The 15,792-nt window shown below is 60.0% G+C and carries 12 protein-coding genes; 6 read left to right on the top strand and 6 right to left on the bottom strand.

What is annotated here, in order from left to right; translation table 11 throughout:
* Positions 1 to 104: 104 nt before the first annotated feature.
* The gene (locus tag BLT08_RS16375; protein WP_090310042.1) at positions 105 to 1,280 is read right to left on the bottom strand and encodes an NAD(P)/FAD-dependent oxidoreductase; all 1,176 of its coding nucleotides are present in this window, start codon (positions 1,278 to 1,280) and stop codon (positions 105 to 107) included.
* Between the two features lie 300 nt (positions 1,281 to 1,580).
* On the opposite strand from BLT08_RS16375, the gene BLT08_RS16370 reads away from it, so the two are divergent.
* On the top strand, positions 1,581 to 2,741 hold the full coding sequence (locus tag BLT08_RS16370; protein ID WP_090310040.1) for an NAD(P)/FAD-dependent oxidoreductase: 1,161 nt from the start codon (positions 1,581 to 1,583) through the stop codon (positions 2,739 to 2,741).
* A gap of 4 nt (positions 2,742 to 2,745) precedes the next feature.
* On the opposite strand, the gene BLT08_RS16365 is transcribed toward BLT08_RS16370, so the two are convergent.
* Positions 2,746 to 4,038: an MFS transporter gene (locus BLT08_RS16365; RefSeq protein ID WP_090310037.1), complete on the bottom strand. Its 1,293-nt coding sequence runs from the start codon at positions 4,036 to 4,038 to the stop codon at positions 2,746 to 2,748.
* A gap of 351 nt (positions 4,039 to 4,389) precedes the next feature.
* On the opposite strand from BLT08_RS16365, the gene BLT08_RS16360 reads away from it, so the two are divergent.
* The 3 genes from BLT08_RS16360 to BLT08_RS16350 all read left to right on the top strand — a co-directional run bounded on the left by BLT08_RS16360 (position 4,390) and on the right by BLT08_RS16350 (position 6,947).
* Positions 4,390 to 5,355, top strand: coding sequence for a 3-hydroxyacyl-CoA dehydrogenase family protein (locus BLT08_RS16360; protein ID WP_090310034.1), 966 nt, complete (start codon positions 4,390 to 4,392; stop codon positions 5,353 to 5,355).
* 291 nt (positions 5,356 to 5,646) lie between these two features.
* Complete coding sequence (locus BLT08_RS16355; protein WP_090310032.1) at positions 5,647 to 6,483, top strand: RNA ligase family protein; 837 nt, start codon at positions 5,647 to 5,649, stop codon at positions 6,481 to 6,483.
* Between the two features lie 185 nt (positions 6,484 to 6,668).
* Positions 6,669 to 6,947, top strand: a complete 279-nt coding sequence (locus tag BLT08_RS16350) for a PadR family transcriptional regulator (RefSeq protein ID WP_006091191.1) — start codon at positions 6,669 to 6,671, stop codon at positions 6,945 to 6,947.
* A gap of 529 nt (positions 6,948 to 7,476) precedes the next feature.
* Here BLT08_RS16350 and BLT08_RS16345 read toward each other — a convergent pair.
* Both BLT08_RS16345 and BLT08_RS16340 read right to left on the bottom strand, forming a co-directional pair.
* Positions 7,477 to 8,709 carry an orc1/cdc6 family replication initiation protein gene (locus tag BLT08_RS16345; protein ID WP_090310029.1) on the bottom strand — a complete coding sequence of 411 codons (1,233 nt, stop codon included), beginning with the start codon at positions 8,707 to 8,709 and terminating at the stop codon, positions 7,477 to 7,479.
* Positions 8,710 to 9,400: 691 nt separating this feature from the next.
* Positions 9,401 to 9,709, bottom strand: a complete 309-nt coding sequence (locus BLT08_RS16340; protein ID WP_090310026.1) for a hypothetical protein — start codon at positions 9,707 to 9,709, stop codon at positions 9,401 to 9,403.
* Positions 9,710 to 10,767: 1,058 nt separating this feature from the next.
* Between BLT08_RS16340 and BLT08_RS16335 the strand changes: the two genes are divergently transcribed.
* Positions 10,768 to 11,955 (top strand): MFS transporter, encoded by a 1,188-nt coding sequence (locus tag BLT08_RS16335; RefSeq protein WP_175529351.1) that lies wholly within the window; start codon positions 10,768 to 10,770, stop codon positions 11,953 to 11,955.
* Between the two features lie 261 nt (positions 11,956 to 12,216).
* The gene (locus BLT08_RS16330) at positions 12,217 to 12,837 is read left to right on the top strand and encodes a sensor domain-containing protein (protein ID WP_090310023.1); all 621 of its coding nucleotides are present in this window, start codon (positions 12,217 to 12,219) and stop codon (positions 12,835 to 12,837) included.
* 6 nt (positions 12,838 to 12,843) lie between these two features.
* Here BLT08_RS16330 and BLT08_RS16325 read toward each other — a convergent pair whose 3' ends face one another.
* Both BLT08_RS16325 and BLT08_RS16320 read right to left on the bottom strand, forming a co-directional pair.
* Positions 12,844 to 15,276: a xanthine dehydrogenase family protein molybdopterin-binding subunit gene (locus tag BLT08_RS16325; RefSeq protein WP_090310020.1), complete on the bottom strand. Its 2,433-nt coding sequence runs from the start codon at positions 15,274 to 15,276 to the stop codon at positions 12,844 to 12,846.
* Positions 15,273 to 15,512, bottom strand: a complete 240-nt coding sequence (locus BLT08_RS16320; RefSeq protein WP_090310017.1) for a hypothetical protein — start codon at positions 15,510 to 15,512, stop codon at positions 15,273 to 15,275. The genes BLT08_RS16325 and BLT08_RS16320 overlap by 4 nt, the downstream gene beginning before the upstream one ends.
* Between the last annotated feature and the right edge of the window lie 280 nt (positions 15,513 to 15,792).

Below are 15,792 nucleotides of genomic sequence, written 5' to 3'. Positions count from 1 at the left end.
ACCCTCAGACTCGACGCCGCGGCCAGCGGGCCACTCGAGTCCGGCAGTCTCAGTTGCGACTCACGCGAGAGGGACAAGAATGTAGTGGAATCGGTATCCGAGGGCTACCGGTCGTCGCCGTAGGACTTCTCGCTCACACCCGAAAGCGACTCACCGTCCTCGAAGCGCTCGAGACGGTACGCCTCGAGGTCGATTCGCGGGTCCTCGCCGAGGATCGACAGCGCGATCGACTCGCCGAACGCCGGTGCTTCCTTGAATCCGTGGCCGCTGCCGCCGAGCGCGTTGTAGAGGTTGTCGACGCCGGTCGGAACGCCGACGATCTGGTGGGAGTCCGGCGTCACGGAGATGACGCCCGACCAGGAGTCGACGACCGCCGCGTCGGCGAACGTGGGTAGGCGGGACTCGAGTCGATCACCGACCGCGCGGAGGAACGACTCGTCGACGCCCTGGAGACCCGCCGCTCGGTCGACGGCCGGGCGGTCGATCCCGCCGACGAGGACGTCACCGCCGGGTTCGGGCTTGAGATACATATCCGGCGACTCCGAGTGATCGGAGAGCGTCGGGGTTTCGACGCCGTACGGTTCGTCGCCGCGCAGGACGGCGACTTTCGACTCGTACCACTCGAGCGGCACGTCGACGCCGGCCATCGACGCGATCTCCCGCCCCCACGGTCCCGCGGCGTTGACCACGACGTCGACTGGTTCACGCCCCGCGGACGTCTCGATCGCCGTCACCGCCGTTCCATCCGTGATCAGATCCGTAATCGCGGTCCCGGTACGGATTTCGACCCCGTTCTCGCGAGCCCCAGTCGCGTAGTCGGTCGCGACGAGGTACGGATCGGCGAAGCCGGCGCGGGGCTCGTACGCGCCGAGTGCGACACCTCCTGAATCGATTCCGGGGAGATGCGACTCGAGGTCGGTCGGCTCCACGAGGTCGACCTCGAGGCCGGCGCGTCGCTGCCGATCGACCAACGCTCGGAACTCGTCTACGCCGTCGGCGTTGGTAAGGACGAGATAGCCGTTTTGTCGGAAGCCTCCATCGCCCCCGGCGACCGATTCGAACCCCTCGAGGAGTTCCCGGCCGCGAATCGCCGTCTCGATCTGCACTCGATTCGTGTAGTGGTGACGGACGATTCCGGCCGAGTAGCCCGTCGTCTCGCTCGCGAGAGCACCGCGTTCGAAGACCGTGACTTCGAGATCGGCGTCGCCGAACTCGCTCAGGTAGTAGGCGATCGAGAGTCCGTACACACCGCCACCGACGATGCTGACGTGCGTTGCCATTTACGATCCCTCGAGGGTGAGTGGTTTCCCTCGAGTGCGGTTCGATTCGATCGCGAACGCGTCGATGATCCGGGGCGAGGCGTTCAGTCGACGCGTAGCAGTCACTGCCGTCGGGGAATGCATGCTAGCGATAACCGCACACACCGCGATAAATGATCGGACTGTCGGTTCGATAGTCGACCGTTGGGCAGGTCGTGCTCCCGATGGCGAAGACGGAATGGGAGTGTGGGGGGACGGATCAGGTAACGACAGCTTTTGCCCGACGAAACGCGTATGTAGCCGTTCGAATAACCGTGTGCCATGAACACGACTGACGGGGACCTCGAGCACGTTGTAATCGTCGGCGCCGGCGTCGCTGGCTGCCACGCTGCCAGAGATCTCGCCGCCGACCACGACGTTACGGTACTCGATCGAACGGGGGTGGCAGCCGAGGCGACCGGCCTCTCAGCGGGGATCGTCGCGCCAACGCTGTTCTACAGCGACATCCCGGGCGTCGCACGCCACGCGAACGCGTTCTTCCGGGAGTTCGACGGCACCCACGGGTTCGGGTTCACGGAGCGGAATCGGATCGACGTCATGACGGACGACGAGCTCGCGGACGCTCGAGCCCTCACCGAACGACTCGGCGACGAAGGGTTCCCAGTCAGCTTTCTTGGATCTAACGAGGTGACCGACCGCTATTCCGAGTTCGACTTCGAGGGTTTCGCGGGTGCGGTTCTGTACGAGGACACCGGTTGGGTCGATCCGTACACCTATGCGACTGCGCTGCAGTCTGCGGCGGAAGCTCGCGGCGCCGAGTTCCACCTCGATAGCGAAGTTACAGACATCGACGTCGAGAACGGGACGGTCGTCGGCGTCGAAACCGATGCTGGACGCGTCGACGCGGACGCCGTCGTGATCGCTGCCGGTTGGCGTACCCGGGACCTGCTGCCGGACGGCGTCGACGTTCCGATCCGACCGTATCGGACGCAAGTCGTCGTCCTCGAACCCGACGAACCGCTCTCGGAGCGGTTCCCGCTCGGTCGTATCAAGAGCGAACACCTCTACTTTCGCCCGGAACACAACGGCGATCTGTTGATCGGAGGGGGCCATCACCCGGTCGAGACACCAGCGACGGCCTCGAGCGACGCGGACGAGTCGTTTCGGCTCGAGGTAGCGGATTTCGTCCCCGGATTCATCGACGGCTTCGGCGATGCCGGGTTCGTCAACGGCTGGGCGGGGATCGACGCCGCGTCGCCGGACACGCGCCCGATCGTCGACGCACCCGAGAACGCACCGGCGGGATTGCTCGTGGTGACCGGATTCAACGGGCTGGGGATCATGACGTCGCCCGTAGTGGGACCGACGGTGCGGCAGCGATTGACCGGTACCGACGCCGGGTTTCCGACCGAGCCGTTCGCCGCGGACCGGTTCGAACGCGTCGACACGTCGTTCGAGTACGTTTCGACATCGGAAATCTGAAAAGTTATTCGGCTGCTTCCACTCGACGGTCGCCGGTTCGAGAGAGCAGTATCGCCAGCACGGCACCAGACGCGGGGAACACGGCGAGTGCGACGAACGTCATCCCGACGGTAACGACCGAGAGGAGGTAGCCGGCGATAGCCGCACCGGCAGCACCGACGCCGAAGACGCCGAGGTAGGTGTAGCCGTACGAGAGACCCCGATCACCGGGCGGGCTGTACTCGGCGATCGTCGCCTGATACATCGGCTGCAGCGAGAACAGGAGAAATCCGAGCAGTGCGCTGATGATGAGCAGCGGCACGACACCAGCCTGTGCCGCCGGAACGAACAGGACTGCGACGACGGCCAGCGAACCGAAGATAACCGCGAGACCGGTTTCGGTGCGGATTCGGTCGGTCAGTTTACCGCCGACGTACTGGCCGCCCATCCCGATCATCAGCAATCCGGCGTAGAGGTAGGACGCGGGATTGAACTCTTCGGCCATCGGACTGTCCGGATCGAACAGTTGGAGTTGGTCGGCGACGTTCGGAACGAAGTCGCTCAAGACGTCCGGCAGGAACGTCAGCGTCCCTCGATAGAAGAGGCCGTTCATCATGACGACGACGATTGCGATGCTGAACCCGAGCGTAAACAGCGCTCGACTGTCCGTGACGAACTTCGACAGCGACATCGACTCGTCGTCCGTCGGCTCGCCGCCGTCGGTTTCCGTCTGTACGGCGGCCGTTTCGTCGAAGCTGGCAGTCATCGCATAGAGGATAGCGATGACGGCCGGGACGACTAACAGGGCAGTGACGTAGCGCCAGTCGAAGAACAACAGCAACACTGCGGTTAGCAGCGGACCGAACGCGATGCCGAAGTTGCCGGCCATTCCGTGATAGGCGAAGCCGGTGCCGCGCTGTTCGACGCCCGTCGAAATCAGGGACAGTCCCGCCGGATGGTAGACGCTCGCTGCGATCCCCCAGACACAGAGGGCGATCGTGATCGTGACGATTCCCTGAGCCGCGCTCAAGAGGAGGAACGAGCCGCCCATGCCAGCGAGACAGACCAAGACGAGTTCTCGTGACCCGAACTTGTCGACGAGCACTCCGGCCGGGAGGGCACCGATACCGAACAAACCGTACCCGACCGCGACCGCTGTCCCGAGAATCGCCGTACTCAGACCGAAGTCAGAGAGCCAGATGACCATCAAAATCGGAATCGAGAGCTCGTACGTGTGGACGACAGCGTGCGAGATCATCACGAACCCCGTGATAGATTTGTCGTTGTCGTTCAGTCCAGTTGACTGCTCCGTACTCATATATGATTCACAAACTGGCACCCACCGTGATAACGATTACTAAGTCAGAGCACAATAGACGAACAGCTGGAGATTTGGTTGAATTTGATCCACTAATACCGATATTAGCTCGAACAAAGTTGAGTGGAGCGGTATCGAGTCCGTCAGGCAAATACGTTTGGTGAGAGATGTTTTCGATAGGTGGACAGTGTATAAAATAGACACATTCGACATGCGTATGGAACGTCCAAGCTGAATAGGAGTCGAATCACTACTACGAATCAGATACTGCGACGACCCGCCACTGTCTCGAGTCGAACACTGCTGCGTGCTTCACCGTGAACTTTTGTCGGTTGGGACAGATTGACAGCCATGGAACCCCCCAAAACGGTCACGGTCATCGGTGCCGGTTCGATGGGCAGCGGCTTCGTCGTCCAGTTCCTCCGGTCCGGGTTGGACGTCACCCTCGTCGACCACCGCGACTCGAATCTCGAGCGAGCACGAGACCGGGCCCAGTCCGCCGCCGCCTTCCTCGCCGAGCGTGATTTAGCGGAGATCGATCCGGCCGCAGTCGAGACGGACGTGACCTACACGACCGACCGCGCGGCCGCGGTCGAAGACGTCGATATCGTTCTCGAGACCATTTCGGAGGAGTTGGACGCCAAGCAGGAGCTATTCGGGGCGCTTGACGACGAAGCTGATTCGGACGCAGTTCTGGCCTCGAACACGTCCGGGTTGCCGATCACGAAAATCGCCGACGGAGCTTCGGAGGCAGCGGACCGCATCATCGGCTGCCACTGGTGGTATCCGCCGTATCTCCTCCGACCGGTCGAGGTCATCGCCGGTGCGGAGACGAGCGACCGAACGGTCGACCGGCTTCGAGCGTTCCTCGAGACCGTCGATCGCGATCCGGTCACCGTCGATCGCGACGTTCCGGGATTCGTCTGGAACCGAGTCCAACACGCCGTCATCCGAGAGTGTCTCCACATCGTCGAAACGGGTATCGCGTCCGCCGAGGACGTCAATCGCGCGATTCGTGATGGCTATGCGACCCGAACGGCCGCGATCGGACCGCTCGAGACGGTCGACATCGCCGGATTAGAGCTGTTTCAGACGAGCGCGAACGACATCTATCCGGATCTCACGGATCGAGACGAGGCGAACCCGCTGTATGACCGGCGAATCGGCGAGGGACGGACCGGGATCGAAGCCGGTACCGGATTCTTCGAGTACGATCGCGATCCGGACGAGATCACGGGACGGCGAGACGAGCGAGTTGCTTCGATCCGCCAGGCGCTGAGAACGCTCGAAGACGACGACGCCACTGAAACCGAGTAGCGAGAACAACGGGCACAGTGGGTTAACCGTTCTCTCGTCGCCTTTCTGTAAGTACTTCACACCACGCTGTCCGCAGTTCGTTCGCTCGTTTCAGAACGGACAGAACGAGGAGTCCGGATCGTTATAATCCGTCACTCATCAACTAACTGGCCGTACGTTGTACTCTCGTAGCGAGTAGATCGGCGATGAAGATCGGTCGACAGAGTAACAAGTGACGAGCAAATATTTCACGATGATCTGCCACGTACTGCCGAAACATTCCTGTCAGCGTTTAACACTACCTGCTCGCTAATGAAATCGTATCCCACGATACCGTACGTTACAGACGCGCCCGACGAACTCTTCGAGACGGGCCATCTATGGCTTCTCGAGAAAATCGATGGAGCGACCCTTCGGTTCCAGCTCCAGGAGTCGGGATTGATCCGATTCGGCGACCAAAATCGCGTCTACGATAATCCGGACGACGTCCCGGAGCCGTACCAGCACGCCGTCCGCCACGTGAGTGAAAATCTCGACCGAGACGCGCTCCGGAACGCCGTCGACGACGTCGAAAGCGTCGTTTTCTTCGGCGAGGCCGTACACCGCCATACGATCGACTACGACTGGCAGCGAACGCCGTCGTTTCTCGGCTTCGACAGCTGGTCGGCCCGAAAAGACGGCTTCTACCCCGTCGATACCGTCGAGCGAATCTTCGATCGGCTCGGGCTTCAGTCCGTAAATGTCTTCGAGCGGGAACGTCGCGCTCGAGATTTCGATCCCGACTCGTATCACGTTCCCCAGTCCGCGTGGTACGACGGTCCTGCCGAAGGTGTCGTCGTTCGGAACAAACGCGGCCAGCGAGCGAAACTACTCCATCCATCGTTTCGTGGGGAACACGAAGTGGATCCGATCGATGTATCGGCAACGGAGTTGGCCGCGAACTACGCGACACAGCGTCGGTTCGAACGGGTCGCGACCACTCTTTCAAATCAGGATTACGCAGTGACGTTCGAGACGCTCTACGAGCGCGTTCTCGAGGATATCATTCGCGAAGAATATCCGCGACTCTCTCACGCCGACACGTCAATCGACATGAAGACGTTTCGGTCCGAAGTCGGTGCGCTGACTCGAGCGTTCCTCGATGACTGATCGATAGATCTGTACTCGTTGTTGTCAAACCGGTCGGTCGAGATACCCTGGTCTGTCGTCGTCGATTTCGACTCGCACAAGTCGGGTTGGGCCTACGGTAAATCCGAATGTGAAATATTCTTGTCGGTTTTCCGCGCCGTGAACGTAACTGGTATTTTATATAATAGGAGCGAGCATGATACTACATGTACGATCTCACAGGGTTTCAGCGCGACCTGTTGTACGTCATTGCCGGACAGGATGACCCACACGGACTGGCGATCAAAGAAGAACTCGAAGACTACTACGAGAAAGAGATCCATCACGGCCGTCTCTACCCGAATTTGGATACGCTCGTCGACAAGGGTCTCGTCGAGAAGGGTACCAAGGATCGGCGAACCAACGTCTACTCGGTCACCCGTCGCGGAACGCGGGAGCTCGAAGCGCGCCGAGATTGGGAGAGTCAGTACGTCGACCTCGACTGACACAGCGGTAATCAAGAACAGACGACGCCATCGTCGACGGTGATGGCACGAATCTCGAGCACAGTGTTTTTTTGCAGTACGTTGAGCGAGAGGGCAAATCTATCAGCTGCAACCCCCGTGTTTCCGTCGTTTGCAGCGGATATCAATTTCCGAATGCCGTCAGCAGACCCTACATTTCCGTCGTTCAATTCAACCCCCCTCGTTTCCGTCGTTTCCGTACGCCCCACCCCGGGTTTCCGTCGTTTCTGACGTGCGTCGACTTCGCGATGGGTTGGTCACACCCCTCGTTTCCGACGTACGACTTTTCGCGGCGGCGAACGGACACCGATTCACCGATACTGTCGACAGGCCCCTCATTTCCGTCGTTCAATTCAACCCCCCTCGTTTCCGTCGTTTCCGTATACCCCTCCCCAGGCTTCCGTCGTTTCCTCACGTCTCACCCCGGACTTCTGTCGTAATCGTCACTGGAATGTTCAAAAGAGCAATGAATGAGCGAGGTGGATGCCTCGAGGCTTGATCCCGAGGCAGTTCACTCGCTGTTCCAGTTCTGCATCCGGGAATCCTCCAGGATGGTTTCACGAACGACCTGCGGGTCCTCGATAAGCCGATTCTGCAGGTGGATGCCGCCTGCACTCCCTTTATTGATTTTCTCGATCTCGACGACGCCGAGAAACGCCTGTTCTTTCAAGATATCCCGGAATCGGCGGACTGAGAGGATATCCATATCGAGATACTCGCAAATCTGTTCGTACTGATCGTAGACGCGACTGGTGAGGAACGCGTCGTCGTCGGAGTTGACGCTGAGTTCGGTCAGCGCGAGTAACGCGGCTTTCGCCTGCGTGGGTGCGCCGTTGACGAGTTCTCGGAACCGATCCTTTTCGGCGTGCTGTTGGGCCTGTCGAACGTGTTCTTCCCGAACTTTCTCGGCGCCCTCCTCGTATGCGACCTCGCCGGCGTGACGGAGGATATCGATCGCCTTTCGGGCATCACCGTGTTCCTGCGCGGCGAACGCCGCAGAGAGCGGAACGACGTCGTCGGAAAGAACACCGTCCTGGAATGCGTCTGCCCGGTTGAGCATGATTTCTCGGAGCTGATTCGCGTCGTAGGGTTTGAAGAACAGCTCCTTGTGCTGGAAGCTACTCTTTACGCGTTCGTTCGTATTGTCGACGTACTGGATCTTGTTACTGATCGCGATGATGCCGATGCTACAGTCGATCTTCCCCGCTTCTTCGGCTCGAGAGAGCTTCATCAGCAGACTATCGTCGTTCATCAGATCGATCTCGTCGAGGATGATGATGACGGAGTCGAACTGCGCATCGAGCGTCTTCCACAGGAGTTTGTAGTACTTCGACGTGCTCAGCCCGGTGTGAGGAACGGTGATATCGGTAACGGACTCGTCGTTCAGTTTCGCGGCGAGCGAGGAGATCGCCTGCGTTTCCGTGTTATCTTCCGCACAGTCGATATACGCCGTTCCGATCGCCACACCGTCCTGTGCCGCGTTTCGAGCGCGTTGACAGACGTGCATCGAGACCAACGATTTCCCGGTCCCTGTCTTGCCGTAGATCATCACGTTTTCCGGAGAGTATCCGTGAACCGCACCGTTCAGCCGTTTTGCTAACTTCGAAATCTCCTCGTCGCGACCGACGATCCGGTCGGCCTCCGGAACGTGGCCGATTTTGAGGAGATCCTTGTTCGAGAAAATCCGATGGCCCGATTCGAACAACGGATCGTCCACGGCGTTAGAGGAGGGGTCAGATGTCATTCAGTATCACACGATGTGGTCGGAAAGCGCATAAAACTGGCGGTGGAAACCACCCCACATTTCCGACGTAATTCCGCCGAACATACGCATTTTAGCATGCATCGCGGGGAAATAAGACAGTTGATAGTACAACCAGATTTCCGACGTAAGCCAGATCAAGGACAGTGGAGATAGAGAAAGATGTTTTCCTCCCCCCACACCCCACGTTTCCGTCGTAACTGACCGAGAAGGGGGTGGGGTCAATGGAAACGGGGGTTCGAGAGAGAACGATTAGCGGGAGAACTGTTCTGCCGACAGATGCTAATCAGTATAGAGACAACAGAGAAACCCTCGTTTCGGCCGACGAAACGAAATAACATCCGTTACGTCAGTAAACGAAATAGACTTAGTGGACTTTTCTCAACCTAGCTTCTTTAATCTAGGTGTTAGGGATGTTAGATCTCAGTCTACACGGCTCTACATGGCTAGGGAACATCACGTTTGACTTTTGATCGTCCCCATCTCTACGCCGTCTTGCAGAAACGACGGAAACGTGGGGGGTGCAATCAACTGCTATCTGCAAAGCAGCCCCTACCTCTCGCGGGATACGACGGAAACGTGGGGTGGGTGTCTCCCCACTAACGGTCTCTCTCTCTTTCTCTCTCTCTTTCTCTCTCTTTGATCGTTCAGTGTAACAGTTGTTGGCGTGTTCTTATGCGGAGTTCCAGATGGTAGATAGCTCCGCTCTGAAGTCTTCGATCAACTCGATCGCAGCCTGACCTTCGGCTCCGCGTTCCCGTTTATTGTCCGCTGGTAGATCGTAGACCGTAATCTCTGCACTATCGAGATCGGTCAACGTCCCGTTTTGACTCTCGAGATTGAGAATACCTCCCTGGAAGATAACGATCGCACGACGGTCATTCACATCTAAGAACTGAATTTCCAGTCGCTCCAGAACTGCTGTCACGTCAATCGACGACGGAAACGTACACCGTTGGGTGACGTCGACAGCCTTGCTCATTACTCCCTAATTCACGGCGCATTCTCATAGATCCTTGCATCGTTTTCACTTCTGAGACGATCCACGACGGAGCACCCGGTCGATCCTTGGTACGAAACAGAATCCTCGATCCGGTTCGGTTCTTCGTACGGAACAGACGGGACCTCGAGTTGGATTGCTTTCGCCGACCCTCCGTTCTCAGGTGAACCGTTTTTGCGATGCCAAAAAACCGTCACTCGTCGAGAAATATCGATCAAGAATACCGCTGTGATGCCAGCTACCCTGCTCTCGTTCGATGTCTTACTCTCGTTCGGTGTCTTGCTCCCGAACGATGTAGATGATCCGTAGTCACGGTTCATCGCTTGGCACAGTTCGGACAATGTAAGTCATAGTTCGTACCGTCTCAGTCACAGTTCGTACCGTGTAATGTCGTCCGAATCGCATTCGGGACAGCTTTTCGTGTTCGTTTCCATGTTCGTCCCGCAGTGACGACATTCGAACAGCGTTTGTTCCCGATTTCGGGAAAGGAGTTGTTTCAGTTTAATCATAGGGAATCATGGTTCAAGGCCGTTCTTTACCGCCGATCTCGTATTCAGTAGACAGCTGGTTTCGGCGGGCATCGTTGCTACAGCGGCGACGAGATCCGTGTATCGGTTTCTGCGTTCGGTCGTGAGTTGTACAGTTCATCATATATAGGTGATCCAACCGCGGTGAAAGTGGAACTGTCCAACCTGCGATTCGCGTTGGAGAACGTCAGTACTGAGTAGGCCGGCGGTGCTCGAAATCGATTGGCAAGCAACACGACATGATTCACTGGTCTTACTAGCGAGCAATTATAGTCTGTCGATCGGCGTCTCAGGAAGCGGGTAGTACTGGCACCTTAGAACGGTACTGGCGCCTTGGAACGGTACAGACCGAGCAAACGGCTCATAGACACGTTCAAAATAGTCTCTTCTGGGTTTCCCTATCTACCAAACGTATCGAACGCGCCTCACGATCGTCGGACGGAGATCTGACTTGGACCAAGAATCGGTCCGCGAACCAGAACGTTTTCGACCGAGTACGCTCGAGAGCAAGCCGTGCGAACCGACTCTGTCGAACGTCCCGATAGTCGCTACAGCTGGTTGGTGGCGATCGTCGGCGCCGTTGCGATGGTCTTCACCTTCGGGACGCCGCTGTCGTACGGGATCTTCCACGGGCCGTTCCGCGACGCCTTCGGCATCTCGTCGCTCGCGCTCTCGGGCGTGTTCGCGATCATGCTCTTTACGTTCTTTATCGGCTCCGGTCTCGTCGGGGTGTTCGGCGCGCGATTTTCGGCTCGAGCGGTGTTGCTCGTCTGTGCGATCGCGACGGGCGGTATCGCTCCCTCACTGTACGTCACGAGTTCGGTCGCCGGGCTGACCGTCGTCTTCGCCGTTCTGGGACTCGCACTCGGGACGGTGTTCGTTCTCGTCGCGTCGATCGTGCCACGTTGGTTCGAGCGCCGTCGCGGTGCGGCGACGGGACTCATCTTCGTCGGCAACGGGCTCGGACTGACAGTCCTGCCGCCGATCTGGCAGTTCACCTTTACCGAGGTAGGCGTGCGTCGGGGTTTTCTTCTCATCATGTCGCTGACCGCATTCGCGTTCGTGCTCTCGGCGCTCGTTTGTCGCCGACCGCAGTGGGCCGAGCAGTCGACCGAGAGCGTCGACGAACTGCTCGAGTGGCTCTCCCGTCTGAGCGGAACGCGGACGTTTCGGATACTGTTCGTCGGAATCGCCCTCTCCTTTGCGTGGTACCAGCTACTCGCCGCCTACGCCGTCGACCTGTTCGCCCACCGCGGGCTGACGGCGGCCGGTGCATCACTCGCGTTCGGTCTGATCGGCGGCGTCAGCATCATCTCGCGGATCGGTAGCGGTTATCTCGCCGACGTCGTGGGCTCGAGACGTGCCTACCTCGCGTCACTCCTCTGTGCGGCTGGCGGTATCGTCCTGCTGTTCGTCCCCACTGTTTCGGCCCTGGCGCTCGCAATCATCCTAATCGGGCTCGGTCTCGGCGGTACAGCAACGCTGTACATCCCGCTTCTCATGAACGTATACTCCCCCGAAAAGGACACTGCCATCGTCGGCGTATTCAATATCGCGATCGGCGTCACTGCGCTGGCGATGCCGCCGCTCGGAACCGCGAGCGTCGCGTACACCGACGGCTACCTCGTCGCAATCTTGTTGACGCTCGTCGCCACCGTCGTCGGCATCTGGGCCGTCACCGTCGGTACTTCCGGACGGTAGCCGGACCGCTCGAGGTTGATTGTGCTAGACGGCATCGCGGAGTAGCGGCTTCCGTTGCGCAGTAGCTGTCCACCTTTCGTCGCGGTCTCCGAACGACTATCTCTCGATAGAAACAAATCTGTCGAGAGCAGCCTCTTCGGCCGTGTCTTACGCTGTGGCGTGAAAAACGCGCTCACCAAGCGTACGTCCTCATGACGACAGTCAAACCAAACGCTGAATTCGATCACAAACGGTTTGTAACAGCTCTCGAGTAATTATCACATGGTGTCAGACGAACAACGAGATCGTGCGCAATCAGGACTCACTGATTTCGTTGGGGTCGTTACGGAGCGCCAGACCTACCGAAATCTCCTCTACCTCTTCGTTACGAGCTTTGTCGGCGGCCTCTATTTCATCGGCATCTTTTTCGGGTTTTTCGCCGCGCTTGTTCTCACTTTTGTGCTCGTTGGTATCCCCATCTTTCTCGTTCTGCTCGCCGGAACTCGCGGTGCGGCAGAGCTCGAACGGCAGTTGACCAATCGCTTGCTTGGAACGAACATCCAATCTCCCACATCCGGAGTGAATCCCCTCACGTACGGCTGGGGCGCTGCACTTCGCGAGCTCGTAACCGCTGACACGACGTGGAAAGGAATCGGTTTTCTCGCCATCAAAGGCGTGATAGCCTTCTTGCTTCCGCTGTTTGTCTTACTCGCTGGCGTCACCTCGCTCGCGCTGGTTCTCTCGCCGGTCGGCGAACCTGTCCTATGGGAAGTCTGGACGATCGACACGTGGATCGAGTCGTTGATCGCCGTTCCACTCGGGATACTCATCGGACTCGCGACGCTTCACGCTCTCAACGGACTCGCTCGAGTCATCGGGTCCATCGCGGAAAGCCTTCTCTGAGACGAACTAATTCACGTCGCCTCGCTCCTCCGAAACTGCGCGCCAGACACGCTCTTCAGTAAGCGGCATGTCGATGTGAGCGACGTCGAGCGCGTCACAGACGGCGTTTACGACGGCCGGCGGCGCGGCGATGGTCCCGGCCTCGCCGATTCCCTTGACTCCGAGTTCGTTCAGGGGGCTCGGAGTAACCGTTGCGTCGGTCTCGATCTGCGGGAGGTCGGCGGCTCGCGGGACGCCGTAGCTGTCCATCGCGTCGGTCAGGAGCGTGCCGTCATCGTCGTAGGCGACCTGCTCGTAGCGCGCCTGCGCGATCCCTTGTGCGACGCCGCCGTGGACCTGGCCCTCGACGATAGTGGGGTTGACCCGTTCGCCGCAGTCGTCGACGGCGAGATAGCGCTCGAGTTCCACGTCGCCGGTGGCGGGATCGACGGCGACGATGCAGGCGTGGGTGCCGAACGTGTACGCCGTTCCGTCGAGTTCGTAGAACGTCGTCGCCTCCAGCCCCGGCTCGAGGTCGTCGGGAAGCCCTCTACCGTACGCCGCCTCGGCGACGGCCGCGAACGAAACCTCATCGCCGCGCGCGCTGGCTGTGGCCGCCTCAGACCCGTCCGTTCCGGACACCGTGAACGCTCCGCCGTCGTAGACGACTCGCTCCGGATCGACCTCGAGTTCGGCAGCCGCGATCCGACGCACCTTCGAGAGCACTTTCTCGGCGCTCGTGACGACCGCGTTACCGCCGACGATCGTCGACCGGCTCCCGAAGGTGCCCGTTCCGGTGGGGATCGCTTCGGTGTCGCCCTCGGAGACGTGGATCCGCTCGATCGGGAGGGAGAGGGCATCCGCGACGAGCTGGGCGTAGGTCGTCTCGTGGCCCTGTCCGTGCGAGTGGGTCCCCGCGTACACTTCTACGTCGCCGTCGGGAAGGACGCGGACGAGCCCGCTCTCGAAGCCGCCGCCGGTGGACTCGACGTAGTTGGCGATCCCGACACCGCGAAGTCGGCCGTCGTCGATCGCCCCGTTCTCGACGTCTTCACCCGAGCTATCCCAGGTAGTCCCGGAGCGGTCGCGACGGTCGTCGTACCCGATCGCCTCGAGCGCTCTCTCCATCGCGGGTTCGTAGTCCCCCGAGTCGTACGTCGCTCCGACGGGCGTCTCGTACGGAAATGCGCCGGACGGGATGAGGTTCCGTTGCCGGAGTTCGACGGGATCTATCCCGAGTTCGTCGGCGGCGACGTCGACCAGCCGCTCGGTGACGTATATCGCTTCGGGACGGCCGGCGCCGCGGTAGGAGTGGATCGGCGCCGTGTTGGTGAAGACGGTGTGCGTCTCACAGCGGATCGCATCGATCGCGTACTGACTGGCCAGCAGCCGGCCGTACCGAGCGGGCATCGAGGCACCGACGCCGAGTCCGTAGCCACCGACGTTGGCGTAGGTTTCGGCTCTGAGCCCACGGATCGACCCGTCGTGGTCGACCGCCAGCGCTGCGGTTGTGCGGTGGTCGCGCCCGTGTGCGCCCTCGAGGTAGTTCTCGCTCCGCGTCGCGGTCCACTTGACGGGTCGATCGAGGTCGCGGGCACACCAGGCCGCCATCGCCTCGCCGGGATGGTGGTGGCCCTTGTGACCGAATCCGCCGCCGACGTGGGGCGAGATGACGCGGATCTCTCCTTCGCGAACGCCAAGGGTGTGAGCCAGCTTCCGACGGTGGCCGTGTGGCGACTGGCTGGTCATCGTGACGGTGAACCCCTCGTCGGGATCGAACTCCGCGATAGCCGCCCGAGGCTCGAGCGCAGACGGGATCAACCGGTTGTTCGTCAGGTCGATCTCCACCGTCCGATCGGCCGCATCGAACGCCCTGTCGGTCGCATCGGCGTCGCCGAGCTCCGCGGATGTCGCGACGTTGTCCGGTGCTTCCGCGAATAGTTGGGGCGCGTTCGGATCGGTCGCTGCGTCCTGCGGGTCGACCACCGCCTCGAGCGGCTCGTACTCGACGTCGACCGCCGCGACACCGTCGCGTGCGCGATACCGGTCCTCGGCGACGACAGCCGCGATGGGCTGGCCGTGGTATCGTACACGATCCGTCGCGAGCACCGGATGGGCCGGGATATCCCCTTCCAGTCCCGAAAGCGGGAGTCGACCCGGCGACGGCGACGCCTCGAGATCGTTCCACGTGTACACGCCGATCACGCCGTCCATCGCCTCGGCGGTTGACGTGTCGATTTCCTTCAGGTCAGCGTGGCCGTGCTCGCTCCGGACGAACGCGAGGGAGACCGTTCCCGGCGGCTCGTGATCGTCGGTGTACTCGGCACGGCCGGTCAGCAACGCGACGTCCTCCCGGCGTTTTTCGCGAGACCCCGTGTACGTATCACCCGTGTCACCATCGGCGTCGTCAGCGTCCAGTTCGACCCCCCGCGTTGCATCCGCAGAGTCCGCGTCGCTCATCGTAGCTCACCCTCCTGACTGTTCGTTCGGCTGCCTGCCGGGCTGTCAGTGGGAGCGGCGGCATCATCTTCCCTATCGATCTTCGCGTCGTCAGCGGCCGACAGAATCGCCCGTTCGACGTCGATTGGAAGGACGTTCACGCGATACTTGCTCGAGGCGTGAACGTCGCCGCGTCCCTTCACCGTCAACTGCTCCTGTTCCCCGTCGACGGTGAGGGTGATCTGGTGACCTAACATTAAGCGACTCTTAGTGGACGTAGACCTTGAAAGATCGCTCCACTGTGGAACTCATTCCACCTATCTGGTGGATCGAACTGATCAATACAGGCCACACACGTATCACAGACCGTCTTATCAGTCGATCAGTGATAATCTCTCGCGTTTTTCAGTTAGAATGGAGTTGACGTATTTCACGTCTTCATCGTCCCAAAGGCCGTCGAAATCGCCGTCAGTTGTGATCAAATAATCGGCATCACTTGTCCGCGCGAGGCCAACTATCGATATATTCGTCCCGTAG

This window comes from Natronorubrum texcoconense (assembly GCF_900100335.1).
In the GTDB taxonomy this organism is placed as follows: Archaea; Halobacteriota; Halobacteria; order Halobacteriales; family Natrialbaceae; genus Natronorubrum; species Natronorubrum texcoconense.
Note: the sequence above shows the minus strand (reverse complement) of the source record. Positions and strands in the feature narration are given on the sequence as shown.